26 protein-coding genes are annotated in these 24836 nt (G+C 73.5%); 15 read left to right on the forward strand and 11 right to left on the reverse strand.

The window, feature by feature from the left end; all coding sequences use genetic code 11:
- The 4 genes from JNK12_04395 to JNK12_04410 all read right to left on the reverse strand — a co-directional run.
- Positions 1-465, reverse strand: a 465-nt coding sequence (locus tag JNK12_04395; protein MBL8775141.1) for a hypothetical protein, incomplete at its 3' end; no start/stop codon positions are given.
- A gap of 181 nt (positions 466-646) precedes the next feature.
- Entirely contained in the window at positions 647-3148 is a 2502-nt protein-coding gene (locus tag JNK12_04400) for a hypothetical protein (protein ID MBL8775142.1), read from the reverse strand.
- Complete coding sequence (locus tag JNK12_04405; GenBank protein MBL8775143.1) at positions 3141-3671, reverse strand: sigma-70 family RNA polymerase sigma factor; 531 nt, start codon at positions 3669-3671, stop codon at positions 3141-3143. Before JNK12_04405 ends, JNK12_04400 begins: the two co-directional genes overlap by 8 nt.
- Positions 3672-3746: 75 nt before the next feature.
- Entirely contained in the window at positions 3747-4505 is a 759-nt protein-coding gene (locus JNK12_04410; GenBank protein MBL8775144.1) for a hypothetical protein, read from the reverse strand.
- Positions 4506-4578: 73 nt separating this feature from the next.
- On the opposite strand from JNK12_04410, the gene JNK12_04415 reads away from it, so the two are divergent.
- Positions 4579-4989 carry a cytochrome c gene (locus tag JNK12_04415; protein MBL8775145.1) on the forward strand — a complete coding sequence of 137 codons (411 nt, stop codon included), beginning with the start codon at positions 4579-4581 and terminating at the stop codon, positions 4987-4989.
- A 22-nt stretch (positions 4990-5011) separates the two neighbouring features.
- Here JNK12_04415 and JNK12_04420 read toward each other — a convergent pair whose 3' ends face one another.
- From JNK12_04420 to JNK12_04430, 3 genes are all read right to left on the reverse strand, one after another.
- Positions 5012-6001: an FAD:protein FMN transferase gene (locus tag JNK12_04420; protein MBL8775146.1), complete on the reverse strand. Its 990-nt coding sequence runs from the start codon at positions 5999-6001 to the stop codon at positions 5012-5014.
- A 42-nt stretch (positions 6002-6043) separates the two neighbouring features.
- Positions 6044-7237, reverse strand: a complete 1194-nt coding sequence (locus JNK12_04425) for a hypothetical protein (GenBank protein MBL8775147.1) — start codon at positions 7235-7237, stop codon at positions 6044-6046.
- Between the two features lie 155 nt (positions 7238-7392).
- The gene (locus JNK12_04430; GenBank protein MBL8775148.1) at positions 7393-8226 is read right to left on the reverse strand and encodes a response regulator transcription factor; all 834 of its coding nucleotides are present in this window, start codon (positions 8224-8226) and stop codon (positions 7393-7395) included.
- Between JNK12_04430 and JNK12_04435 the strand changes: the two genes are divergently transcribed.
- The 4 genes from JNK12_04435 (at position 8225) to JNK12_04450 (ending at position 14208) form a co-directional block, all read left to right on the forward strand.
- Positions 8225-9604, forward strand: a complete 1380-nt coding sequence (locus JNK12_04435; protein MBL8775149.1) for a bifunctional glycosyltransferase family 2/GtrA family protein — start codon at positions 8225-8227, stop codon at positions 9602-9604. The genes JNK12_04430 and JNK12_04435 overlap by 2 nt on opposite strands.
- A 128-nt stretch (positions 9605-9732) precedes the next feature.
- Positions 9733-10482, forward strand: coding sequence for a GtrA family protein (locus tag JNK12_04440; protein ID MBL8775150.1), 750 nt, complete (start codon positions 9733-9735; stop codon positions 10480-10482).
- 191 nt (positions 10483-10673) lie between these two features.
- Positions 10674-12143, forward strand: coding sequence for a HAMP domain-containing histidine kinase (locus JNK12_04445; GenBank protein MBL8775151.1), 1470 nt, complete (start codon positions 10674-10676; stop codon positions 12141-12143).
- 73 nt (positions 12144-12216) lie between these two features.
- Positions 12217-14208 (forward strand): glycosyltransferase family 39 protein, encoded by a 1992-nt coding sequence (locus tag JNK12_04450; protein MBL8775152.1) that lies wholly within the window; start codon positions 12217-12219, stop codon positions 14206-14208.
- A gap of 69 nt (positions 14209-14277) precedes the next feature.
- On the opposite strand, the gene JNK12_04455 is transcribed toward JNK12_04450, so the two are convergent.
- Entirely contained in the window at positions 14278-14748 is a 471-nt protein-coding gene (locus JNK12_04455; GenBank protein MBL8775153.1) for a 2,4'-dihydroxyacetophenone dioxygenase family protein, read from the reverse strand.
- A gap of 73 nt (positions 14749-14821) precedes the next feature.
- Between JNK12_04455 and JNK12_04460 the strand changes: the two genes are divergently transcribed.
- A complete protein-coding gene (locus JNK12_04460; protein ID MBL8775154.1) occupies positions 14822-16762 on the forward strand; it encodes a hypothetical protein in 1941 nt (646 codons plus the stop codon).
- Positions 16763-16780: 18 nt separating this feature from the next.
- Here the strand turns inward: JNK12_04460 and JNK12_04465 are convergent, their stop codons facing one another.
- Positions 16781-17320 carry a DUF2269 family protein gene (locus JNK12_04465; GenBank protein ID MBL8775155.1) on the reverse strand — a complete coding sequence of 180 codons (540 nt, stop codon included), beginning with the start codon at positions 17318-17320 and terminating at the stop codon, positions 16781-16783.
- A 48-nt stretch (positions 17321-17368) separates the two neighbouring features.
- Entirely contained in the window at positions 17369-17935 is a 567-nt protein-coding gene (locus tag JNK12_04470; protein ID MBL8775156.1) for a VOC family protein, read from the reverse strand.
- 38 nt (positions 17936-17973) lie between these two features.
- On the opposite strand from JNK12_04470, the gene JNK12_04475 reads away from it, so the two are divergent.
- The 8 genes from JNK12_04475 (at position 17974) to JNK12_04510 (ending at position 23174) form a co-directional block, all read left to right on the forward strand.
- Complete coding sequence (locus tag JNK12_04475) at positions 17974-18774, forward strand: hypothetical protein (GenBank protein MBL8775157.1); 801 nt, start codon at positions 17974-17976, stop codon at positions 18772-18774.
- A 249-nt stretch (positions 18775-19023) separates the two neighbouring features.
- Entirely contained in the window at positions 19024-19935 is a 912-nt protein-coding gene (locus JNK12_04480) for an EamA family transporter (GenBank protein MBL8775158.1), read from the forward strand.
- Positions 19922-20128, forward strand: a complete 207-nt coding sequence (locus JNK12_04485; protein ID MBL8775159.1) for a hypothetical protein — start codon at positions 19922-19924, stop codon at positions 20126-20128. Before JNK12_04480 ends, JNK12_04485 begins: the two co-directional genes overlap by 14 nt.
- 146 nt (positions 20129-20274) lie before the next feature.
- Positions 20275-20583 (forward strand): hypothetical protein, encoded by a 309-nt coding sequence (locus JNK12_04490; protein MBL8775160.1) that lies wholly within the window; start codon positions 20275-20277, stop codon positions 20581-20583.
- The gene (locus JNK12_04495) at positions 20576-20887 is read left to right on the forward strand and encodes a hypothetical protein (protein ID MBL8775161.1); all 312 of its coding nucleotides are present in this window, start codon (positions 20576-20578) and stop codon (positions 20885-20887) included. Before JNK12_04490 ends, JNK12_04495 begins: the two co-directional genes overlap by 8 nt.
- A 29-nt stretch (positions 20888-20916) precedes the next feature.
- A complete protein-coding gene (locus tag JNK12_04500; protein MBL8775162.1) occupies positions 20917-21516 on the forward strand; it encodes a ferric reductase-like transmembrane domain-containing protein in 600 nt (199 codons plus the stop codon).
- 46 nt (positions 21517-21562) lie between these two features.
- On the forward strand, positions 21563-22306 hold the full coding sequence (locus tag JNK12_04505; protein MBL8775163.1) for an ABC transporter ATP-binding protein: 744 nt from the start codon (positions 21563-21565) through the stop codon (positions 22304-22306).
- A 139-nt stretch (positions 22307-22445) separates the two neighbouring features.
- A complete protein-coding gene (locus JNK12_04510; GenBank protein MBL8775164.1) occupies positions 22446-23174 on the forward strand; it encodes an ABC transporter ATP-binding protein in 729 nt (242 codons plus the stop codon).
- A gap of 20 nt (positions 23175-23194) precedes the next feature.
- On the opposite strand, the gene JNK12_04515 is transcribed toward JNK12_04510, so the two are convergent.
- Entirely contained in the window at positions 23195-23611 is a 417-nt protein-coding gene (locus JNK12_04515; GenBank protein ID MBL8775165.1) for a nuclear transport factor 2 family protein, read from the reverse strand.
- Between the two features lie 162 nt (positions 23612-23773).
- Here JNK12_04515 and JNK12_04520 point away from each other — a divergent pair, with 162 nt between their 5' ends.
- Positions 23774-24829: a hypothetical protein gene (locus JNK12_04520; protein ID MBL8775166.1), complete on the forward strand. Its 1056-nt coding sequence runs from the start codon at positions 23774-23776 to the stop codon at positions 24827-24829.
- Positions 24830-24836 lie beyond the last annotated feature (7 nt).

Below are 24836 nucleotides of genomic sequence, written 5' to 3' on the forward strand. Positions count from 1 at the left end.
CCCGGCCATCACCGCGGCGAAGTCCGTGGCGTTCATCTCGCGGGCCGAGCCCACCAGGGACTCTTTGCAGATGGCGAACTCGGTCTCGTGGCCCTTGGCGGCTTTGGCCATCGCGGTCACGTGCGCGCAGCACAACTCACCCGCGGCCAACAGGGCGCCGATGTCGTCGTGGGCCCGGAGGAACGTGGCGTCGGCGATCAAACGCCCGCCGACGGTCTTGGTGACCGGGGTCTGCCACGCCAGCCACGTCGGCGCGGAGAGCTGACCGTCGAGCGCCCAATCCTTCGCGGCGTCCCACTGGGCGACCTCGGCGAGCAACGCCGCCTCGGTGCGCTCCTTTTGGGCGAACAGGTCCCGCACCCGCTGCGTCCGAGCCCCCGGCCCCCACCCCACCCGATCCTCGACCGCCACCCCGTCCCCCGGCGCGCCGGCGCCGGCGAAGGGAGCGGCGGCGGGATCGACCATGCCCCCATTCTCACCAGGGGGTATGACAGGTATGGGGTCGTCGCTGCTCCTGCTCAGAGGTGCTCGTCGAGGCGTTCGCGGCGGCCCGATCGGCTGATCGAAGCGGCGAGGCCAGGCCACCGGCGTCACTGCGAAGGCGCCATCGACGGTGTGCCGGCGCGGCTCCACTCGGCGCGAGGGGTCAGGGTGCCGGTGACCAGGCGGCGCCGCGGTCGGATTCGTCGTTGCCGAGCTCGTCAGCGCCGCCCCACATCACGAGGGTGTCACCGATCCAGGCGCCGGCGGCGCCGCCGTCGGCCAGGAGGTCGGTGGGGGGAAGGGGCGTCCAGGTGCCCGCGCCGGCATCGAACACGTAGCCGGCGACCTCGATGAGCCGGTCACCGGCGACGGGGCCGAGCACGGCGGTGTCGTACGGCGGCGGGTCGGTCGGCGAGACGGGCGGGTCGACCCACGCGTCGGCGGTGGTGTCGAAGATGCCCGTGTACGGCGCTGACGGGTCGGCCCCGTCGCCCGCGGGCGGCCCCGGTGACGGTTGGACGGCCAGGTTGCCGACCCTGTACCAGCCGATCCCGTACCAGTAGGGATCGGCCAGCGCGTGCGATGTCGCCAGGGTCTCCCACGAGGCCGCACCCTCCCGCAGGACGGCGACCCGGGTGCTCGTGGGATCGGCGTCGACGCCGGCGAACAGGTAGAGGTCGCGGCCGACCCCGATGATCGTGCGGGGATACGTGGGGCGCAGGGGATCGACCGGCAGGGGCGACCACGCGTCCTCCGCAGGGTCGTACGCGACGTCGGCGTCGTCGCCGGCACGGATCGAGCCGAAGGCGATGATCCCCCGCCCGTCGGTGGTGAGCCCGAAGGCGGCGTCCCGCTCGCCGTCGACCGTCCCGTCAGGCGGCGGGGTGAGCGTCGACCAGGTGTCGTCGCTGGCGTCGTACGACCAGAACTCGTCGACGTAGCCGTCGCCGCACACGGACTCGTCCTCGCACCAGTACCAGGCCCACAGGAAGAGGTGGCCGTCGAGGACGACGCCGCGCGCCTCGTCGAGGGTGTGGGGGAGCGGGGCGATCGAGCGCCACGAGTCGGCGGCCGAGTCGTACGCGGCCGCGGCGGTCGAGCCGCTCCAGCTCGCCGTCACGCAGTCCGCGCCGGCGGGGCAGGCGGGGCCGCCGCCCATCACCAGCACCTCGTCCCCGACCGTGAAGGCGACGGGGTTGTACACGGGAGAGAGCGGGCTGTCCGCCATGGGTACCCATCCGCCGGTGGCCGTGCCGTCGGGAACGGGCGACTCGTCGATCGCACCCGGGGTCCAGGTGGCCCCGGCAGCGCTGACCTCGCCGTCGGGCGACTGGCCGCCCCACACGACGAGCGTGTCGTCGACCCACGTCGCGGCCCGGCCCTCGTCGGTGAGGGTCGTAGGCGCAGGGAGAGCCGACCACGATGCAGCGTCGAGGTCCAAGACCAGACCGCCCACAGCGATGAGACGGGGACCGGCGACGACCCCGAGGCGGTCCAGCGCCGGTTCCGGGCGGGGCATGGCGTCGAACGGAAGTTGGGGTGGATCCAGCCACTGTGCGGATCTCGTGTCGAAGACCGCTGCAGGCGATGCGGTGACGAGCACCTCCGGGGGGACCCCCGAGGTGGGCCCCGGCGAGGGCGACACGATCAGGTCTCCGACGTCGTAGGCGCCGAAATCGAGCGGACCGGGCGGGTCGGGGAGAGCGGTCCATTCGTCGGCGCCGGCTCGGAGCAGGGCGGCACGCGTACCGCCGGTGGTCAGCGTGGCGAACAGGTAGAGGTCGCCGTCGTGGCCGACGAGGGTCCGGTCGGTCGACGACCGCAGCGTGTCGAAGGGGAGCTCGACCCAGGGGCTGCGGCAGGAGATCGCGATCTGCGGCGTCGAGCACGCCGGTTCCGGTGGTTCGTAGGCGAGCGCGTGGACGGCTGATGGCGCGGAGGGATCGTCGGACGCAGCCTGCTCGTCCGGCAGGTAGGCGATGACTCGTCTCCCGTCCGTCGTGAGTTGCGGCGGCACATCACCCGCCTGGAGCCGGTTCGCTTCGAGCCCGACCTGCGACGGCAGGGGGAGCTCGGTCCAGGTGTCCTCGGTGGCGTCGTACGCGAGGAAGATGTCGACGAAGGGGTCACAGGTCCCTCCCGGTGGGCACGGCACCGCCCGGTAGTACTCACCCCACACGTAGGCGCGTCCGTCGAGCACCGTGACCGTCGCATGGGTCAAGCCGACGGGGAGGTTGGCGATGGACCGCCACGAGCGGGCGGTCGGGTCGTAGGCAGCGCCATCCTCAGCCGCCGTGATCGCACATTGCGCGTTCGGCGGGCACAGACGTTGACCGGCGAGGAGGAACGCCTCGTCGCCGAGCGTGAAGGTGAGCGCCTTCGTGCGGGGGGAGAGCGGGCTCTCGGGCATCGGGACCCACTGGCCGGCGCCGCCGTCGGGGCCGGTGACGACGGGAGTCGAGTCCTCGTCACCCGAGAGGCGGAGCACGACGCTGGTAGCGCCCATAGCCAGCAGTGCGACCACTGCGGCGCCGAGGACGAGCCGGTCCCGCCGCCGACGCCGGCTCACCGCCTCGCCCAGCTTTCGGGGCAGATCGGACGCCGAGCGCGGTCCATCGGCCCGCTCGGACAGCTCGCCCCGCAGGTGCGTCGCCAGGTCAGACATCGGTGGGCTCCTCTCCGAGCGCCGCCCGCAGTTGGCTGAGGGCCCGGGAGGTGCGGGACTTCACGGTCCCGACCTTCACCCCGAGCACGGCGGCGGTCTCGGCCTCGCTGCGGTCCTCGAGGAAGCGCAGGGCCAACACGGTGCGCTGGTCCATGGGCAGGGTCAGCAGCGCCGGCCACAGCTCGGACCGGTCGGCGGCGACGGCCTCCCCCGAGCCCGACCCTGCGCCCGAGCCGCCGGCCGCCGCACCGCTCGCCGCCCGGAGCCCCTCGAGGTGGGCGCGCTCGTGGCGCCGGCGGCGCAGGCGGCTGTTCATGGTGTTGACCACCGCCCGGCGCAGGTAGGCGTGAACGTCGTCGACCTTCCCGGCGCGGAAGTGGGGCCAGCAGGCGGCGAAGGCGTCGGCCACCACCTCCTCGGCCGTCCCCTCGTCACCACAGAGCACGTAGGCGAGTCCCACACAGCGGCTCACCTCCTCGAGGTAGTGCTGGGCGAATTCCTCCGCCGCTCGGTCGACCGCCATGGCACCAGTAGAGACGCACGAGTCGCCCGAAGGGTTCCACCTCGTTCGTGCCGCTCGCCCCAACGAATCGTGTTGTCAGGCCAGGGCGGGATCCTCGCAGCGCTTGACGTACCAGCCGATCACCCAGGGCGAGCCGAACCAGGCGCCGGCGAGCGACGCCGCCGTGATTCCGGCCAGGGCCGCGATGACGCCGACGTCGAGGACCGCGCCGGACAACAACAGCAGCAGGAAGAGGGCCACGAGACCCATTGCCAACAGGCGGACGGTGAGGAGCGTCTTCGCCCGACCGGGATAGGGGACGAGGACGCCGGAACACACGCCGGCGATCGTCGGTGCCGCGACGACGGCGAGCATGGCCCCGAGGACCCCGCCGACCAGCAGGCCGACGGGCAAGAACGAGAACGGGCGGTCGCCGTCGTCGCCGACCACGACGAGGACGAGCACGAAGAGGAACCCCACCACGGCCCCGCCGCCGACGCAGACCACGGCCACCCGCCACAGCACGTGGCCGAACACGGCGCCCCGACTGACGGGAGGGGCGGTACCGGTCGCCCCACCGGGCGCCCACGACGTCGGCGCCCCGGCAGGCGGCGGGCCCGGCACGGGGCCCGTGGGCATCGGCGCCGTGGCCGGTGTCGCCATCTGAGGACGGGGCGGCGGGGGTGGCGGCGGAGGCGCGGGGACGGGTGCCGGCGCGCGGTCCACCCACTGGGCGCCGTCCCACGCCCAGGTGGTACCCGGCACCACCCAGGCCGAGCCGTCCCAGATCGGCGGGGCCCAGGTCCGGCCTGCTGCGTCGGCCGGTGGCGGGTCGCCCACATCGCCGTTCGCCATGGTCCAGATTCTGGCACCTGGTCCCTCGAGGGGCCTCGGGAACCAGGGGCCCCCGTGAGACGACCTCCATCTCATGGCTCGAACGAAGTCGCGGATCATTCGTGGGACCGGGCTGGCTCTCGCCGGCCTTGCCGCCGCCTTGTCGTTGGCCGCCTGCGGCTCCGACGAGTCGTCGGCGGACCTCGACCTGTCGCCGCAGGCGCAGGAGGGCGCCGAGGTGGCCGCCGACAACGGCTGCCAGTCGTGCCACTCGATCGACGGGTCCGGGGGCACGGGCCCGACGTGGCAGGGACTCGCCGGGTCCGAGGTCGAGCTGAGCGACGGCGAGACGGTCGTGGCCGACGCCGCCTACCTGAAGCAGTCCATCCAGGACCCGGCGTCGGCGACCGTCGAGGGCTTCTCGCCGATCATGCCGAGCTACGACCTGTCACCCCAGGAGGTCGACGCCCTCGTCGCCTACATCCAGGAGCTACCTGCCTCCTGACCGCTGACCCGGCCGCCGCCGGTCAGGCGCCGGTGGGAGGGGAGGCGTCGACGCGGTCGGGCAGCGCCGCCGTGCCGAGGAAGGCGGCGAAGCCGTCGGTGGCCTGCACCCGGCCGTCGCGGTCGAGGCACATCGCCTCCGCTCCGGTGCCGCCGAGCAGGTCGAAGGGGTGCTCGCTTCCCCGCAGCAGGACGGCCTTGGCCAGGATCTCGGCCCGCCAGCCCTCGGTGGCGATGACGGTCACGAGGGTGAGGTCGCTGGTGGACGGCCGGCCCGTGCCGGGGTCGATGAGGTGGTGGCGCTCCTCGCCGTCGACGGTCCAGTGCCGCTTCAGGGTGGTGGAGGTGACCATGGCGCCGTCGAGCAGGCCCACGAGGGCGAGGGGCTCGTCCAACCACGGGTGCTCGATGCCCACGGTCCAGGCGCCGCCCTCGCCGGGGCCGGTGCCCCGGACGCGCAGGTCGCCGCCGACGTTCACGCACACGCCGGCGGCGCCCGCCGCCAGCAGTTCGCCGGTCACGAAGTCGGCAGCGAGACCCTTGCCGATGCCGCCGGGGTCGAAGCCCGTGCCCTCGGGCAGGCGCACCCGGTTGCCGTCCACCTCGATCTCGCCGGCGCCGTGAAGCAGGCGGCTGATCCCGGAGCGCCCCGGCGTGGCGGCCAGGGCGTCGAAGGTGCGGTCGTAGCCGGCCCGGATCATGTCGCCCAGCACGGTGGGGTCGAAGGAGGCGCCGCTGATGCGCCAGGCCTCGACGGCCCGACGCACGAGGATCGACGTTTCCTCGCTCACGGTGACCCATTCGCCGGCGCACTCGGTGAGCTGCGTGACCTCGCTGTCGGGCTGGAAGCGCGACCACAGCGATTCGAGCCGGTCGAGGCGCTGCTGCGCGTGGTCGAGGAGCGACTCGTCGGCCCGACGCTCGACCGCCTCGCCGGCGTCGTCGTCGGCGCCGCCCACCACGATCACGTGGGCGTCGCTGCCCATCACCCGGAACCGCCGCTCGGCCATCATGGCCGTCACCCTAGGAGCGAAGGAGCGCGCCGGCGGACGCGCTCACACGCTGAGCGCCACCCTGGTGGGGCCGACGATCTTCCGGGCGGTCGAGGCGACTCCGGCCTGGCCGAACTCGTTGTTGCCCCAGCAGTAGAGGAGGCCGTTGGCCCGCAGCGCGCAGGTGCTGCCCAGGCCGGCCGTCACCGATGCCCAGTCGGTGAAGCCCAAGACCTTCAATGGCGTGAACTGCAGCCCATACGGGATCTTCCGCCCGAGGGCCGCCCGCCACGTCTGGCCCCAGCAGTAGAGGAGCCCGGTGGTCCGGGTGGCACAGGTGTGGGCGAAGCCGCCGCCGCTCACCCTGCCCCAGTCGGTGCGGTTCCGCTGCACCTCGGTCGGTGTCCCGCGGTCGGCGGTGTCCTGACCCGGGGCGGCGAGCTGGCCGTAGTGGTCGTGGCCCCAGCAGAAGAGGCGGTCCGACGTGGTGGTCGCGCAGGTGTGGCCTTCCGAGGCGGCCACGGACGCCCACACGGCGGGGTCTCCCGAGACGGGTGTGGGCGCCGTGCGGTCCGCCCGGGCCTCGTCGTCACCGACCTGGCCGAAGAAGTCCTGGCCCCAGCACCGGAGGCGGTCGGCGGTGTTGACCGCGCAGACGTGGGCGAGGCCCGCCGACACCTGCTGCCAGTCGTTCGACTGCCCGGCGACCTCGACGGGAACGCCGGTGTCGCCACGCCCACCGCCGTCCCCGACGCCGCCGTACCGGTCGCTGCCCCAGCAGAACAGGTGACCGGTGGTCTTGATGGCGCACGTGTTGCCCCCGGCGGCCACCTGGGCCCAGTCGGTGGTGAGACCGGCGACCTCCACCGGCCCGGCCGCGTCCTGCTGGCCCGGGCCGTTGCCGAGCAGGCCGAGGGTGTCGGTGCCCCAGCAGAAGAGCCGGTGATCGAGCTTCACCGCGCACGTCTGGTCGTAGCCGGCCGAGACCTGGGCCCAGTCGGCGGTGTGGCCGGCGACCTCGACGGGGACGTTGCGACTGCGCCGCCCGCCGCCGTCGCCCAGGGCGAAGCCGCCGTCGAAGCCCCAGCAGTAGAGGCGGTGCCCGGTGGTGATGCCGCAGGTGTGGAGGAAGCCCGCGTCGACCTGGAGCCAGCGGGCCGACGCTTCGGGGGCGGCGACCTCGGGGGCAGTCGTCTGCGCGCCGGCGGTCGCCGTGGACGTCGACGTCAGGACGGTGACGGCCAGAAGGCTGGCCACGGCGAGGGACCGGACGGCTCGGAGCGGCGCCTGCCGGCACGGTCCCCGGTTGTGCCTCGTGCCCATCTCACCCTCCGCCTGGGGGCCACCCGCGGACCCGCCTCCGAGCACGTTAGCGAAGCCCGGCGCGGCCGTCAGCGGCCCAAGTCGGGGGGTCAGGCGGTGGCGTCGCGAGGGAGGCGGAGGCTGTAGCCCACGCCGCGCACCGTGTGGATGAGCGGCGGGTCGACGTGGTCGACCTTCTGGCGCAGGTACGAGATGTAGGTCTCGAGCACGCTGGCGTTGCCCTCGAAGGTGTAGTCCCACACGTGCTCGAGGATCTGGTTGCGGGTGAGCACCCGTCGCGGGTTCGAGAGCAGGTAGTGCAGCAGCTTGTACTCGGTGGGGGTCAGATCCACTGGCTGGCCGCCGCGCCAGACGTCGCGGGTCTCCTCGTCGAGCTCGAGGTCTGCGTAGGTGAGCTTGGTGCCCCCGGCGCGCACGCCGGACGTCCGCCGCAGCACCGCCTTCACCCGCTCGACCAGTTCCTCGATGCTGAAGGGCTTGGTGACGTAGTCGTCGCTCCCGAGGCGGAGCCCCTCGACCTTGTCGGCGGTGGTGTCCCGGGCGGTCAGGAAGATGATGGGGATGCGGGTGCCGGCGCCCTCGACCTGGCGGAGGCGGCGGGCCACCTCGAACCCGTCGAGCTCGGGCATCATCACGTCGAGCACGATGAGGTCGGGGCGCACCTCCTCGACCTTGGCCAGGCCCTCGCGGCCGTTGGCGGCGCGCACGACCTCGAAGCCGTGCATGCCGAGGCCCATCGACAGGAGCTCGGTGATGTGCTCCTCGTCGTCGACCACGAGAATCGTGGGCTGGCCGCCGTCGTCGCTCACGGACGCCACCGTAGATGCGGCGCGGGCCGCGATCGACGTTCTCGCCGGCTTTCTCAGCGAACTCCCAGGAAGGGCCGAGGATGCCCTGAGCGCCGGCGCCGAACCTGCCCCCATGAGCGACCTCGCCGTCCCCGCCACCCCGACGACCTCCGCGGCCCCTCCCCGCCACGTCGACACCACCGCCTCGTCGACGGCCTCGGGTCGGGTCGCCCAGGCGGCCCGGGTCCACCACCCGAGCACGGGCGTGCCGGGCGTCGTGGCCGACCGGGACCTGCTGTCCGTGCTGGCCAGCGATGCACGCCGGCGGACGGCCGTCGTCGAGATCGTGGTGCCCGTCTACAACGAGGAGTCGGGCATCGAGGCGTCGGTCCGGCGGCTCCACGCCTACCTCACCGAGGAGTTCCCGCTGCCGTGGCTGATCACGGTGGCCGACAACGCCAGCACCGACCGCACCTGGCCCATCGCCTGCCGGCTGGCCTACGAGCTCGAGGGGGTCCAGGGCGTGCACCTCGACGCGAAGGGTCGGGGGCGTGCGCTCCGGGCGGCGTGGACGGCGAGCCCCGCACCCGTGGTGGCCTACATGGACGTCGACCTCTCCACCGACCTCGACGCGCTGCTGCCCCTCGTCGCCCCGCTGGTGTCGGGCCACAGCGACGTCGCCATCGGCACCCGCCTCGCGGCGGCGTCGCGCATCGTGCGGGGCCCGAAGCGAGAGGCCATCTCGCGCAGCTACAACCTCCTGCTCCGGGCCACCCTCCACAACGGCTTCTCCGACGCGCAGTGCGGCTTCAAAGCCGTGCGGAGCGACGTGGCCCGCGCCCTGTTGCCCCTGGTCGAGGACCAGGGCTGGTTCTTCGACACGGAGCTGCTCGTGCTGGCCGAGGCCAACGGGCTGCGCATCCACGAGGTGCCGGTGGACTGGGTCGACGACCCGGACTCGCGCGTCGACGTGGTCAGCACCGCCCGGGACGACCTCCTCGGCATCTGGCGCATGCTCAAGCGCACGGCCCGGGGCGAGGTGACCCTCACTGCGGGACTGCCGGCACCCACCCCCAGTGGCCTGAACGCCGCCCGACCGACTCTGGCGGCGCAACTGGTCCGCTTCGCATCCATCGGCCTCGTGTCCACCGTCGTGTTCGCGGTGCTCTTCGCGCTGCTCGTCGGCCCCCTCGGGGCGGTCGGGGCGCTGTTCGTCGCCTTCGGCCTCTGTTCGGTGGTCAACACCGCGGCCAACCGCCGCCTCACCTTCTCCCTTTCGGGCCGCAGCGAGCGCCGCCGTCACGTGGTGGCCGGTGCCGCGGTGGCGGCCTTCCCCCTGGTGCTCGACCTCGTCGCGCTCGGCGTGTTGGCCGCGGCCGGGACCACGAGCCTGGGCGCCCAGCTGCTGGTGCTCACCCTGGTGAACGGCGTCGCCGCCGTCGCCCGCTTCCTGCTCCTGCGCCGCTGGGTCTTCCGCCCCGCCGGCGCCGCGGCCCGCTCCGGCGTCCGATGAGCCGGACGCCCCTCCCGAGCCGAGGTGGAGGCGAGCGCGTCCGGAATCCGAACGCCGTCGCCTCCACCTCGAGCGGCGCAGCGGCCGACACCTCCGGCGCCGTCCTCGGAGGTGCTCGAATCGAGGGCGTGCGCGGCCGGGTCGACGGGCTGCTGGCTCGGCTCGGCCTCGGCCACCTGGCTCACCGCGTGTGGCAGCTCGCGCGCTACGGCACCGTCTCGCTGATCGCGACGGCCACGAGCATGACCGTGCTCGGTGCCCTCGTCGCCACCGCCACCCTCACCCCCGGCTGGGCCAACATCGTGGCCACGGGGGTGGGCACCGTCCCGTCCTTCGAGCTCAACCGCCGCTGGGTCTGGGGCAGGACCGGCAGGCGCTCGCTGGCCGCCGAGATCGGGCCGTTCTGCGTCCTCTCCTTCGCCGGCCTCGCCCTCTCCACCTTCCTCGTGGCGACCGTCGGGCAGTGGGCCACGGCCGCGGGTCTCGACGCGTTCTGGCGCACCGCGGCGGTCGAGGTCGCCAACCTGGCGGCCTTCGGCTCGCTGTGGGTCCTCCAGTTCCTCGTGCTCGACCGGGTGCTCTTCGCCCGGCGCGGCCCCGGACCCCGCACCGACGGCTCGGGTGCGGGGGACGAAGGGCCCCTCCCCGCCTGCGCCGGCCCGATGGCCGTCTCGGTCCCGGCCCCCGCGGCCGGCGCCGGCATCGACGCCCACGCCCCCTCCGACCTCGCTCCCACCGATCTCGCTCCCGCGGTCGGCGCCGACGGCCGTGGGCCCGTCGAGGCCCCGGCGGCCGTGGCCGCACACGGGGTCGCGCTGGACCGGGACGTGGTCCCGGCGCCGCCCGCGCCGCCGGGCCGCATCCCGGTCGCCGCCTGATGGCCGTCCGGGAGGGACGCCGACCCGGGCGAGCGTTCCGCAGGACGCTCGCGGCCGAAACCGCCGGCGTGGACAGGGGCACGGGTGCGCCCGCCGCCCCGGCGCACCGCCGCGTGCTCGCTCCCGTCCCGGGGATGCGCCAGGATGCGGGTCGTGAGCGCCCTGCGGACCGCCGGCCGAGGGGCTGAGCCGTGACCCTCCGTGCCCGCCTCACCCTCGGACTCACCGCGCTGGCCACCGTCGGCCTGCTCATCTTCGGGTTCGCCACCTATTCCCTGTACGCCCGGTCGCGCTACGACCAGGTCGACGAGCAGCTCCGGTCGTCGGTCGCCCCCGTCACCATCACCATGCTGGGCCAGGCCGGGGGAGAGGCCGACGGCATCGACCTCGACGGCGACGGCCGCACCGGTGGCCTCCCCGGGCAGGACGCGGGCGACCCCAACCGACCCCAGCCCCAGGTGGTGGCGCCCACCGGCACCTACGGCGAGCTCCAGGACGCCGACGGCACCGTCCTCGCCAGCGTCCAGCTGTCGGACGACTACGCCCAGCCGGACATCCCCGACGACGTCGACGTCGCCGGGGGGAGCGAGGTCTTCGAGACCGGCTCGGTCGAGGGCGGGACCCGCTGGCGGGTGTTCGCCGGCCCGGTGGACGGTCGCTCCGGCCTCGTGACCATCGTGGCCATCCCCCTGGACGAGGTCGACCAGTCGCTCCAGCAGCTGATCCTCATCGAGACCGTCGCCGGCGCCACCCTGCTGGCCCTCCTCGCAGGCGGGTCGTGGCTCATCCTGCGGCGGGGCCTGCACCCGCTGGAGCGGATGGCCGGCACGGCGCGGACCATCCGGGCGGGCGACCTCCACCAGCGGGTCGAGCCCGCCGACGACCGCTCCGAGGTGGGCGAGCTCGGCCTCGCCATCAACACCATGCTCACCGAGCTCGAGGAGGCCTTCGCCGAGCGCGACGCCACCGAGCGCAAGCTGCGCCAGTTCCTCGCCGACGCCTCCCACGAGCTGCGGACGCCGCTGACGTCCATCCAGGGCTTCGCCGAGCTGTTCCGCCTCGGCCAGGAGCGCCCGGCCGGCCCCGATGGCGAGCCCGCGGTCGACCTGCCCGTCATCCTCCGCCGCATCGAGGAGGAGTCGGCCCGCATGAAGACACTCGTCGAGGACCTGCTCATGCTGGCCCGCCTGGACGAGACCCGCGAGATCGAGTCCGCCCCGGTGGACCTGTCGGTGTTGGCCGCCGACGCCTGCACCGACGCGGTCGCGGCCGCCTCCGACCGCCGGGTCACGCTCGACGCCCCGGATCCCGTCGTCCTCAAGGGCGATCGGGACCAGCTGCGCCAGGCCATCGCCAACCTCGTCACCAACGCCATCAAGCACACGCCCGAGGGCTCACCCATCGACGTCGGCGCCCACGTGGTCGCCGACCGGGCGGTCGTGACCGTGCGCGACCACGGCCCGGGCATCGCCGGCGAGGACGCCGAGCGGGTCTTCGACCGCTTCTGGCGGGCCGACGAGTCCCGCGTCGGCGACGGCGCCGGCCTCGGCCTGTCCATCGTCGCCGCCATCGCCGCCGCCCACGGCGGCGAGGCCTCGGTCGAGAACGTCCCCGCCGCCGACGGCGGCGGCGCCCGCTTCACCCTCCGCCTCCCCCGCTGACCTCGAAACCCCTCTCAGGAGATTCCCAGGTGGGGCCGAGGGCGGTCTGACCCTGGGTGGGGAGGATCTGTGAATGGCCCTCACCCTCGACGCGCCGCCGGCGCCGATCCCCGCCGAGCCCGACCTGTCGCCGGCGGATCCCTCGCCGGCGCGTCGCCGTGTCCACCGGCCGCCGGCCGGGCTCATGGCCGTCACCCTGGTCTCGTTCGCCCTCAACGCCTGGGCGCTCACCCTGAACGGGCTCGGCAACCAGTACTACGCGGCGGCCACCCGCTCGATGACGACGTCGTGGTCGAACTTCTTCTTCGCCTCGCTCGACCCTGGCGGCTTCATCACGGTCGACAAGCCCCCCGTGGCGCTGTGGATCGCGGCGCTGTCGGCCCGGGTCTTCGGCGTCAACAGCTGGAGCCTGCTGCTCCCGAGTGCCCTGGCCGGCGCCGCCGCGGTGGCGCTGCTGTGGTGCATCGTCCGGCCCCGGTTCGGGACGGTCGCGGCGACGGTCGCCGGCATGGTGCTCGCCCTCAGCCCGGTGAACGTGGCGGTGAACCGGCTCAACATCCCCGAGCCCTTCCTGATCCTGTTCCTGGTGGCGGCCGCGTGGGCCACCCTCAAGGCCGTCGAGGACGAACGCCACTGGATGCGTTGGGTCGCGATGGCGGGCGCCTGCGTGGGCCTGGCCTTCAACACCAAGATGCTGGCCGCCTACATCCCCGGTCCGGCGCTCGCGCTGGCGCTGGTCGTCGGCGTCTCGGGGATGGGCGCCACGGCGTGGTGGGAGCGGGCCAAGCGCCTCGGCGTCCTGCTGGTCAGCACCGTCGTCTGCTCGGCGCCGTGGATCTTCGCGGTCGACGTACTCGCCGGCTCCCACCCCTACATCGGCGGCAGCACCGACGACACCGTGCTCGACCTCGTCCTCGGCTACAACGGCCTCGGCCGGGTCAACGGGGGCTCGGGCATGGTCGGCGGCGGCGCCGGTCCGGGCGGCGGCGGTCCTGGCGGGGGCATCGGCGGCGGGGCGATGGGCGGCATCGGCGGGATCTTCGGCGGCAGCGCCGGCCCGTTGCGGCTGTTCAGCGACGCCGTCGGTGGTCAGGTGGCCTGGCTGCTGCCCCTCGCCGCGGTCGCGGCCATCGCGTCCCTCTGGCTCTGGCGGTCCGACCGGGTGCGACGGGCCCACGTCGCCCTTTGGGCGGGCTGGGCGCTCCTCTTCGCCGTGGTCTTCAGCCGGGCCGAGGGGACGTTCCACAGCTACTACACGTCCGCCCTCGTTCCCGGCGTCGCTGCGCTGATCGGCATCGGCGCCGCCGCGGCGGTCCCCTTCGTCCGCCGCAGTCGCTGGTGGCTGGCGGTGCTCGGCGCCGCGGGCGCGGTGACGGTCCTGCTCCAGCTCGAGCTCTCCGGTCGGCTGCCCGGCTTCTACGGCTGGACCCGTGCCCCGCTCGTCCTGCTCGCGGCCGTAGCGGTCGCCGCGGTCGTCCACGGCCTGGTCACCCGCCGGGGCCGCACGGTGCTCGCCGGCCTCGCGGTGGGGCTCGCCGCCCTGCTCGTGAGCCCGGCGGCGTGGGCGGTCAGCGAGACCGCCAACCCGGTGCTCAACTCGACGCTGCCCCAGGCCGGCCCCCGTGAGGGCACCGCCGGCTCGAGCTTCGGCTCGGCATCGTCGAACGGCGACCCCGAGCTGGCGGCGTGGCTCGAGGCCCACACCGACGGCGAGACCTGGGCGCTCGTGGTGGGCTCGGCCCAGACCGCCTCCGGCCTCATCGCCGACCAGGGCGTCTCGGTCATGGCCCTCGGCGGGTTCATGGGCACCGACCAGACCCTCACCGTCGCCGACTTCGCCGACCTCGTCGATTCCGGCGCCGTCCGCTACGTGCTGGTCAGCGGCGGCGGGATGGGCGGCGGCCCCGGCGGCGGCATGGGCGGTATGGGGGGCGGCTCCTCATCGGTGCTGAGCGCGGTGTCGTCGTCCTGCCCGGTGGTCAGCGCCGCCGACCTGCCCGAGTCCTACGCCGGCTCGCTCTACGACTGCTTCGGCCAGTCCGACGCCCTCCGCGCCCTCACCTGATCGCTCGTTCTGCCAGCACCAGCATGTTCTGCAGAACAGGCTCGTGCTGGCAGAACGGATCAGGCCGGATCAGACGTCGACGATGACCGGGGGGTCGGGGTGGCCGATGGCCTCGCACATGCCCCGGTAGACCTGGAGGATCAGGCCGGCGTCGATCACCATCTCGACGTTGCCCTCGGCGTCGAGGTTGAGGTTGGCGCCGTAGATGGCGAAGTGCACGTCGGTCGGCTCGGTGTTGGTGTCGGGCACGATCAGCGTGTGCACGGAGCCGGCGGGCTCGTAGAGGTACGAGCCGGCGGTGTTGACGTAGTCCGACTCCTTGTACTTCCAGGACCCCGAGTGGGTGAAGGCGAACACCTGGCCGGTGTGCTTGTGGATCTGCACGGCCGCGCCGGGGGCGAAGCGGTTGCGGATCACCCACAGGCCGTGGTTGATGTTCACCTGGAGCACCTTGAGCTCGACGCCCTCGCCGAGGTCGACCCACGGCAGCTCGTCGTCGCCCCGGTGGATGGCGGTGGGGGCCTCGTTCAACATGGTCATGGCCCCATTCTGGCCGACCACTACGCTGCGGGCGTCGTCGCACGACGATGCGGGACCGGCCGGGGAGGCAGCGGTGGCACAGAAGCTGGGTCGAGCGAGGCGCGGGCCGCGCCACGAGGCGTCCAAGACGGGCACGACCAACCGCCCCGAGATGCTCGATCACCAGATCTCGTTCGGGGACAAGCTCCGCTACCAGGTGGACCTCCTGTTCTCGCGCGGTACCTCCATGATCGTGCTGGCCCTCGTGGCCGCCACCGCGCTCATCGTCGTCCTGGCCGCCACCGGCCTCGCCCTGTTCCGGTTGCAGTTCGGCGACTCCGACTCGTACGGCGAGGGCATGTGGCAGGCCATGCTCCGCGTCATCGACCCGGGCACCATGTCGGGAGACGGCGGGTGGAGCCTGCGCTTCCTGTCGCTGCTGGTCACGCTCGCCGGCATCTTCCTCGCCAGCGCCCTGATCGGCATCATCGCGGTGGCCCTCGACCAGAAGATCGAGAACCTCCGCAAGGGCCGCAGCTTCGTGGTCGAGTCCGGCCACACCCTGATCCTCGGGTGGTCGCCGCGCATCTTCACCATCGTCTCCGAGCTCGTCGTGGCCAACGAGAACCAGCCCGGCGCCTGCATCGTCGTCCTCGCCCCCGAGGACAAGACCGTCATGGAGGACGAGCTGCGCGACCGCGCCGGCGATCCCGGCGGCACCCGCATCGTCTGTCGCACCGGCGACCCCTCCAGCCTGAACGACCTGGCCATGGTCAACGTCGGCTCGGCCCGCTCGATCATCGTCCTGGCCGAGGCCGGCGCCGCCGGGGACGCCGAGGCGGTCAAGGCCGTGCTGGCCGTGATGAGCCGCGATCCCGAGCTCGAGCAGTCGCCCGTGGTGGTCGAGATGTCCGACCCCGGCACCGTGGCCGCCCTCTTCGCCGCCGGCGAGGGCCGCATCCTGCCGGTGCGAGCCGCCGACGTCGTGGCTCGCGTCACCGCCCAGGCGTGTCGCCAGAGTGGCCTCAGCTTCGTCTTCCAGGAGCTGCTCGACTTCGACGGCGACGAGATCTACTTCCAGCCCGCCCCCGAACTGGTGGGCCACACGTTCGGCGAGGCGCTCCTCGCCTACGAGACCTCGACGGTCCTCGGCCGGTACACCGCCGACGGCGTCGTCCAGGTGAACCCGCCCATGGACACCGTCTTCGCCGAGGGCGACTCGGTCATCGCAGTGTCGGAGGACGACGACACGGTGGTCTTCACCGGCTTCTCCGATCGTCCGGCCCCGACGCCGATGCCCGTCGACCCCACGCCGGCGGCGCCCGAGCACCTGCTCCTCGTGGGCTGGAACGACCTCGCCCCCCTCGTGCTGCATCACCTCGACCAGTTCGTGGTCCCCGGCTCGGTGGCGGACGTGCTCGTGCACGAGGACACCATCGACCACCTCGAGCTCCCCGTGCCCCCGCTCGAGCACCTCGAGGTGCACCTGCGCCACATCGGCGGCCACACCGACGAGTACGACGAGGTCGCGTCCTCCCGTCCCTATGGAAGCGTCATCATCCTCGGCTACCGGGAGAGCGCCTCGCCCGCCGAGGCCGACGCCAAGACCCTCCTCAACCTCCTGCTCCTCAACCGGTCGCTGCGGGAGGTGCACCGCCGCCCCCGCATCGTCACCGAGCTGCTCGACGCCCGCGACGTGGACCTCGCCGTCGTCACCGGCGCCGACGACTTCGTGGTCAGCGACGCCCTGGCGAGCTACATGATGGCGCAGCTCGCCGAGCGCGCCGAGCTGCACGACGTGTTCATCGACCTGTTCGACTCGGACGGGTCGGCGGTGCAGATGCACCCCGCCCGCCAGTACGTGCCGGCGGGCGCGGTGCCCTTCGCCGACGTCGTGGCGTCGGCGGCGGCGCTCGGCGAGGTGGCCCTCGGCTACCGCATCACCGCCACCAACGACGTCGTGGTGAACCCCGCCAAGACCGCCACCGTCGACCTCGCCGACGACGACACGGTCATCCTCATCGGCCCGGTCTGACGCCGGGGCCCGTTCGGGCTAGGCGAAGCCGCCGCGGGCGCCGAACACCATCAGCACGAGGATGACGACGAAGGCGAGGTGCAGGATGCCGCCGTTGCGGGCGGCGGCCTTGCCCCGCTGCTCCATCTCGACGACCTGGGGGGGCGGGCCGCCGGCGGCGACACCCTCGGGGGGCGGGCCCATGGCGGCGAGCTCGTTCACCAGCGCGTCCATGCGCTTGAGGTTGGGCTGGTGCACGAAGAGCGAGAAGAACAGCGCGGCCACGTAGATCACGAGGCTGAGGCCGACCCAGGGGTCCTCCCACTCGAAGGGGCCCACGAAGACGAGCACCACGCCGAGGGCGCCGGCGGCGTAGATGGCGGGCTCGGTCAGGCGCTGGCCCGCGAGGAGGTTGGCGTTGCTGATGCCCTTGGCCTCGAGGCCCGGGTGCTTCTTGGCCTCGTTGCCGAGCAGGGGATAGACGAAGGTCGACCCGAAGCCGACGATCACGGTGAGCACGTGCAGGAAGACCAGGAACCGGTACAGGTTGTCGGTCTGCTGGAGTGAGGCGAGGAGCACGGCGATCCGCCTTTCGGGAGTCTGACGCCGGGGTGCGGCGAGTGTCTATCAGGTCGTGGCGGCGTGCTCGGCGGCGAGGAAGAACTGGGGCTCGGGCGGGTCCTCCAGCGCCGGCGAGGGGTCGGCCAACAGGGCCTCGGCGTGGGCCCGGTCGTCGTCGTCGAGGGGGCGCGTGTCGACGCACCACTCGACCATCGTGCCGTTGGGGTCGGTGGTGTAGACGGACACGCAGAAGCCGTGGTCGATCTCGGCCACGTCGTGGCCGCAGGCCAGCCAGTGCAGCTTGCGGGCCTCGAGGTCGTCGCGGTCCCGGGCGAAGAAGGCCAGGTGGTTGGCCCACACGGGCAGGCCGTGGCTGGTGGACATGGCCGGGTCGAACGCGGGGGCCGACGGGCCGTTCATCTCCCAGAACGCGAGGAGCTCGCCGCCCTCGGTGGCCGCACCGGGCTGGTGGGTGCCCCCGGTGTCGTAGAAGACGTGCTTGGCCCAACCTCCTCCACCCTCGGGGGTGGGCGCGACCACGGCCTTCACCAGGGCGAAGCCCATGGCCTCGGTGTAGAAGCGGTGGGTGGCGGGGAGATCGGTGGTGGCCAGGGCCACGTGGTGGAACGCCATGGCTCCAGCTTCGCGCCCCGGCGGGCGATGATGGAGCGGTGCGCGTGCCGTTCGGGGTCTGGGTCGTCGCCGGGGTGGCGGTGGGCGCACTGGCAACGGGCGCGCTGATCGCCTCCGGGGTCCTCGACGACGAGGCTGGCGCGCCCACCGACCCCACCGGCGAGGTCGACGGGTCCGGGGACGCGGGCGACCAGGCGGCCGACGAAGCCGAACAGCGAGCCCAGGACGCCGGGGACTTCCTCGCCGCGTTCGAGCGCAGCCGCCTCGGCACCTTCGTGGTCGAGTCCACCCTCCAGCGCACCTTTCCCGGAGGGGAGGGCTTCACCGCCGAGTCGAGCGTCGCCCAGGATCCTCCCGACCGCCTCGAGCGGAGCCTGGGGTCGGTGACAGCCCGCCTCGGCCCGGAGGTCACGCTCTGCCGGGTCACCGAGGCCAACCGCTACCGCTGCACCACGGGCCGCGCCGAGCGGTCCTACCGGGGACTCGTCGCCGACGAGGTCGAGGCCCTGGCCACCTATCTCGGCGGCGACCTCCCCCTGTACTCCGTGACGGCCGACGGCGACTGCTTCGACCTCGACCAGGTCCGGCCCCTGCCGGCGCCGCCCTACGGCACCTCGGCACGGTTCTGCTTCGACGACGACACCGGCGCCCTCACCCTTCTGCGCATCGAACGGGACGAAGCGGTCGACGTCACCGAGGCCACCTCGGTCACGGGCGACGTGCGCGCCGGCGACCTGCGCCCCCCGGAGACGGGGGACCGGGCACCCGCCCAGCCCGATGGCGGCTTCCTCCCCAACGAGGACGCATCGACGACCACCACCGAATCCGACGGAGGATGAACTTTTCCGTCACTCTGCGTGAGGTTTTCCTTCAGTGACCCGACACCTCCGCCGATCATTGCTACTGCCGGTGGATTTCGCCCCCGCCGGTACCAACGGACACGGGGCGGAGGTCGCACTCTCTCCATTTGCATCGCCACCAGCGCTTTCCCAGGGTGCTGGCACTCAGCGGCCTTCGCCCCGCTCCCGTCCCCTCGACCCCGCCCCCGGCGGGGTCGTTGCGCGCCCGGGCCCGGGCGGAGCGACGCCGTGACCGCACCGCCCGCCTCGCGACCGGCGGGCTTCGGCATCGCCGCCATCTCGGCGGCCTGGGGCACGGTCGGGGTCATCGTCAAGGAGGTCGACCTCCCGGCGGTGGCCATCGTCCAGGCCCGCACGGCCATCGCCGTGCCCACCCTCGCCCTGGCGCTGCTGCTCGGCCGGCGCTGGCTGCCCGGAGCGGCCTTCCACCGGCGCTCACTGCTGCGGGCGGCTCTGGGCGGCGTGCTCGTCGCCGCGCACTGGGTCTGCTTCTTCGCCGCCTTCAAGCGCGCGCCCGTCGGCACCGTGCTGCTGATCACCTTCCTGGCCCCCGTCTTCCTCGCCGTGGCGGCACCCGTCCTGCTCGGAGAGCGGGTGGCGCGCCGCACGGTGGTGGGCCTCGCGTTGGGCCTGGCCGGGTCCGTTCTCGTGGTCGGGGCGCCGGGTGGCAGCGGCACCACCACCGCCGGGCTCGTCCTGGCCTTCCTCGCCGCGGTGTCCTACGCCGGCCTGGTCCTGTTGATGAAGCCCGTGGCCGAGGAGCACGGCGGGGTGCGGGTGGCCCTCGTCGAGATGTCGGTGGCCACCGTGGTCCTCGTCCCCTTCACGGTGGCCAGTGACCCGTCGGCGCCCGACGCCGCCGAGTGGCGTCTGCTCCTCGTCCTGGGGGTGGTGCTGACCGGGCTCTTCCTGGCCATCTACTACAGCTGCCTGGCCCGGGTCCCGGCCACCGAGGCCGGGGTGCTGTCGTACCTCGAGCCCGCCGCCGGCGTGCTCTTCGGCTGGTGGCTGCTGGGCGAGGGGCTCACGGTGGGTACCGTGGCCGGCGGCATCCTCATCGTCGTCGCCGGCGTGGTGGTGCTGTTCGGCCCTGATCGTCCCCCCGTCGCGTCCCCGGAGGTCGCCGGTGTTCCTGGGTGAAGACCTGCTGGCGTGGCTGGTGCTGGCCATCGGCGGCGCATTGTGCGTCGGCAACGTGCTCGCACTGGTGCGACCGCCCGAGGCCCCCAAGGACGGCGAGCTCGAGCGTGCCCCGGTGGGGCGCAGCGTGGTGATGGCGGTGCTCGGCGGCATCGCCGCGGTGTGGGCGCTGGGCAGCCTGTTCGCGGGCTGAGCCACCGGGGAACCACGACGGCTGCGGCGGTCGTCTGAGACTTTGCCATTCCTTGGCACGGGCCTGACCCGTGCCTGGAGGGGCCCTCCGTACCGTGAGGAGCAGGTCACCACGACCCCTCCCCTCGGCCCCTGAAAGGACGCCTCATGGATCGCCCCAAGGCCCTCGCCCTGTCGGTGAGCATCACCGGTGTGATCGCCGCCGCCGTCGCCGCCCTCGCCCTCAACTTCGGGTTCCTGGGCGCCGGCGCCACCCCGGCGCCGACCGCCGCGGTCAGCGGGGTGACGGCCTCCGGCGCCGCCACCGTCGACCAGGGCACCGGCACCGCGCTCGACGACGTCGTCTCCACGTTCTCCGATGACGACGACGAGCACGAGGACGACGAGCACGGCGACGAGCACGAGGACGGCGAGCACGAGGACGGCGAGCACGGCGAGGACCACGACGATGACTGATCCCGCACCGGCCTCGACCTCCCGGCCCTCCGCCGGTCCCCGGGCCGCACGCCCGAACCCCGCCAAGCGCCGCCCGCACGCCGCTGCCCGAGCCCGGATCATCACGGCCGGGATCGCCGGCACCGCCGCCTTCGGGATGGTCGCGGCGATGGCCTTGCCCCATGGCGCCGTCGCCGCCGCCCCGGGTGGGCCGGCGGCCTCGGCGTCGACCCCCACGGACGGCCGTGCCGCCACCTCGTCACCGGCCCCGGTGCCCGCAACGTCGCTGGCCCCGGCGCCGGTGACCCGCAGCAGCGGCAGCTAGCGTTCGCGACGAAGCACGGGAGGACGACGATGGAGAACCACTTCTGGTGGTACATGGCGCGGTCGTCGGGCATCGTGGCCTGGTTCCTCGCCATCGCCTCGGTGCTGTGGGGCCTCGCCCTTTCGACCCGGGCCCTCGGGCCGAAGCCCCGGGCGCCCTGGTTGTTGGACCTGCACCGCTGGCTGGGTGCGCTCACCGTGGCCTTCGTGGGCGTGCACCTCGTTTCCCTGGTGGGCGACAACTACCTGCACTACAGCTGGGCCGAGCTGTTCGTGCCCATGGCCTCCACCGAGTACAAGCCGGGCGCCGTGACGTGGGGCGTCGTGGCCTTCTGGTTCCTCCTGCTCGTCGAGGGCACGTCGCTCTTCATGAAGAAGATCCCCAAGAACGTGTGGCACTCGATCCACCTGACGAGCTACGTCGTGGCCGTCTCCTCCACCGTCCACCTGCTGACCGCGGGCACCGACTCGTCCACGCCGGCGCTGCGTTGGGCGGCGCTCGCGGGCGCCATGGCGATCGTGTTCTTCACCATCTACCGGTTGCTGGCCCCCAAGGCCGCGGCCCGCACCATCCCCAGCCGCGAGCAGCTCGCCGCCCGCCGAGCCGAGAGCGACGGCACCGCCGCCTGACCGTCGAGGTGCTAGACCCTGCCCCGTGGGGGAGGGGGACGGAGCGCTGCTCGACGTGGTCGACCTGGGGGTCACCTTCGGCGGGGTGCACGCCCTCGACCGGGTGTCGCTGGCCGTCGGTGCCGGCGCCATCGTCGGGCTGATCGGCCCCAACGGTGCCGGCAAGACGACCTTCATCGACGCGGTCTGCGGCAACGTGCCCCACCGCGGCACCATCCGCTTCGCCGGTCGCGCCATCGAGGGCCTCGCCCCGCACCGCCGGGCGCGTGCGGGCCTCGCCCGCACCTGGCAGAGCCTCGAGCTCTTCGACGACCTCACGGTCGCCGAGAACTGCCTGGTCGCGGTCGCTCCGGAGGGGCTGCGCTCGGTGGTGGCCGACGTCTTCCGGCCGAAGCGCCACCACGGGGCCGACACGGTCGAGGAGGCGCTGGCCGTCGTCGGCCTCACGGATCTGGCCGGCGCGCACCCGAGCGAGCTGTCCCTCGGGCAGCGCAAGCTCGTCGGCGTCGCCCGCGCCCTCGCCGCTCGCCCCCGGCTCGTCCTGCTGGACGAGCCCGCCGCCGGCCTCGACACCGAGGAGAGCCGCCGCTTCGGCGCCCACGTGGTGGCCATGGCGGACGCCGGGATCGGGGTGCTGCTGGTCGACCACGACATGGGCCTGGTGCTCGGCACCTGCGAGGAGGTGCACGTGCTCGACGCGGGCTGGATCATCGCCTCGGGTCCGCCGGCGGCGGTGCGCGCCGACCCCGCCGTGGTGGCGGCGTACCTGGGCGAAGGAGTCGGCCAGTGACGACGTCGGGCGCCGTCTCGCGGTGCGGTGCGCCGGCCGTCGTGCCGGCGTCACGAGGGACTGAGCGACCCCGACCGGGGAGCGACCGTGGCCGTTCCCCTCGGCCCGGTCTCGGCCCCGGCCGATCTCGAGGTGCCCGGTGACGGCGCCCGTGCTCGCGCTGCGCGGGCTGGTCGCCGGCTACGACGGCGTTCCCGTCGTGCGGGGCCTCTCGCTCGAAGTCGCCCCTGGCGAGGTCGTGGCCCTGCTCGGGCCGAACGGGGCCGGCAAGACCACGACGCTGCTCACCGTCTCGGCCCTGCTGCCGGCGCTCGGTGGCGAGGTGGAGGTGCTCGGCGAGCCCGTCACGCCCAGCACCCGCCCGCACCGCCTCGCCCGGCAGGGCGTGGCCCACGTGCCCGAGGACCGCGCCCTGTTCTCGCAGCTGACCGTGCGGGAGAACCTCGCCGTCGGCGGCGCCCGGGACCGGCGGGGGGCGTCCCTGGCCCAGGTGCTGGAGTACTTCCCCGCGCTCGAGGCGCTGCTCGACCGGAAGGCGGGGCTGTTGTCCGGTGGCGAGCAGCAGATGCTGGCGCTCGCCCGGGCGCTCGTGCGCCGGCCCAAGCTGCTGCTGGTCGACGAGATGAGCCTCGGGCTCGCGCCCGTGATCGTCGAGCGCCTCGTCCCCGTCGTGCGTCGCATCGCCGACGAGCTCGGCACCGGCGTGCTGCTGGTCGAACAGCACGTGGCCGTGGCGCTGCACGTCGCCGATCGCGGCTACGTGCTGAACCACGGCGAGGTCATGGCCGAGGGCACGGCGGCCGACCTCGCCGCCGACCACCACCTGCTGGCCGCCAGCTACCTCGGCGAGGCCGAGGCCGACGCCTGACCGCCGCGCGCTCCGCGGGGTCAGTCGGTGGAGGCGGCGATGTGCTTGGCGGTGTCTACGTAGTGGCGCATGGCCACGACCCGGCCGGCGTCGTCGAAGGTCCAGAGGTGGAGCTCCTCGTCCCGGAAGGTCTTCCCGGTGGCGGCGACCGTGGCCTCGATCACGCACTCGACGGCCACCTTGTCGCCCGTGCCGCCGGTCAGGCCGAGCACCTGGAAATCGGACACCACCAGGTCCCCGTTGCCGATCAGCCCGAAGAACTGGCCGACCTCGTCCGGGCTGTTACGACGGGCGAGCCAGGGCACGCCGGCGGCCTGGGCGGTGCTGTCGGCGAAGTCTTCCCACGCGACGTCCGGCGCCAGGCGCTGGAGGATGGCGGGCACGTCGCCCCGCCCGAAGGCCTCGTAGATCTGCTGGGTGGTCTCGAGGTTGCTCATGGCTCCTGTGCTCCTTGGTCGGCGACGGTCCCCATTCGTCGGGTCCTCGCCGGGCGGATCACCGGTCCATCGAGTCGCCTGTTCTGCCAGCACGAGCCTGTCGTGGCGGACAGCGGGTTGCTGGCAGAACGACCGGATCGTGCTGGCGTAGGGTCCGACGTCGTGCGCTGTCACCGCCTGGTTCCCGCCGCCGCCCTCGTCGCCGTGTTCGTGCTGGTCGGCGCGGCGTGCTCGAGCGACGGCCAGGACGACGCCGGCGGCCCGGCCACGACCGCGGCCGGCGACGCCACGAGCACCACGGCCGGCGGGGGTGCGGGTGACCCGACCCCGACGACGGTCGGCCCGATCGGCGCCTCGTCGATCTTCCAGGCGGCCTGCGACGGCCTCCTCGAGTCGCCGCAGACGGTGCGGCTCGACGTGGCGCCGCTGGTCGAGGCGTCGGGCCTTGCCGTGAGCCGCGCCAACGAGGGGGTGCTGTGGGCCCACAACGACTCGGGTGACACCGCCCGGGTGTTCGCCTTCGGCGAGGACGGTGGGCGCCTCGGCACCTTCAAGCTGGTGGGCGCCGGCGCCACTGACTGGGAGGACATGGCCCTCGGGCCCGACGTCGACGACGCCGGGGACCCCGTCGCCGACCGGGACGCCCTCTACGTTGCCGACTTCGGCGACAACGACGCGGTGCGCGGCGCCGTCACGCTCTACCGCGTGAGCGAGCCCGAGGTCGCCGCCGGCGCCGGCCGGGTGCGGCTCGACGACGTCGAGTCCTTCACCTACCAGTACCCCGACGGCCCCCGCGACGCCGAGGCGCTGTTCGTCGACCGCACGGACGGCAGCTTCTACGTGATCGAGAAGTCCCTCACCGGTGGCCCCGTCGGCATCTACCGGGGGTCGGTGGCGGGCTGGGACGCGGCGCCGGCCGTACCGGTCACCCTGGAGCGGGTCGGCACGTTCCGGCCGGGCCCGACCATCGCCGCCTCCGTCACGGGCGCCGACATGAGCCCGGCGGGCGACGCCATCGCCGTGCGCACCTACGGCGGCGTGCACCTGTTCGCCCGCCCGGAGGGCACGTCGGTGGCCGACACCCTCGCCACCGAGCCCTGCCGCGGCCCCGTTCCCGTCGAGGCCCAGGGCGAGGCCGTCGCCCTCACGCCCGCCGGCGACGCCTACTTCACCCTGCCCGAAGGCTCGACCCCCACCCTGAGCCGCTGGGCACCCTGACCGCCGC

The sequence above is a fragment of the Acidimicrobiales bacterium genome (assembly GCA_016794585.1).
Taxonomy (GTDB): domain Bacteria; phylum Actinomycetota; class Acidimicrobiia; order Acidimicrobiales; family DATDAH01; genus JAEUJM01.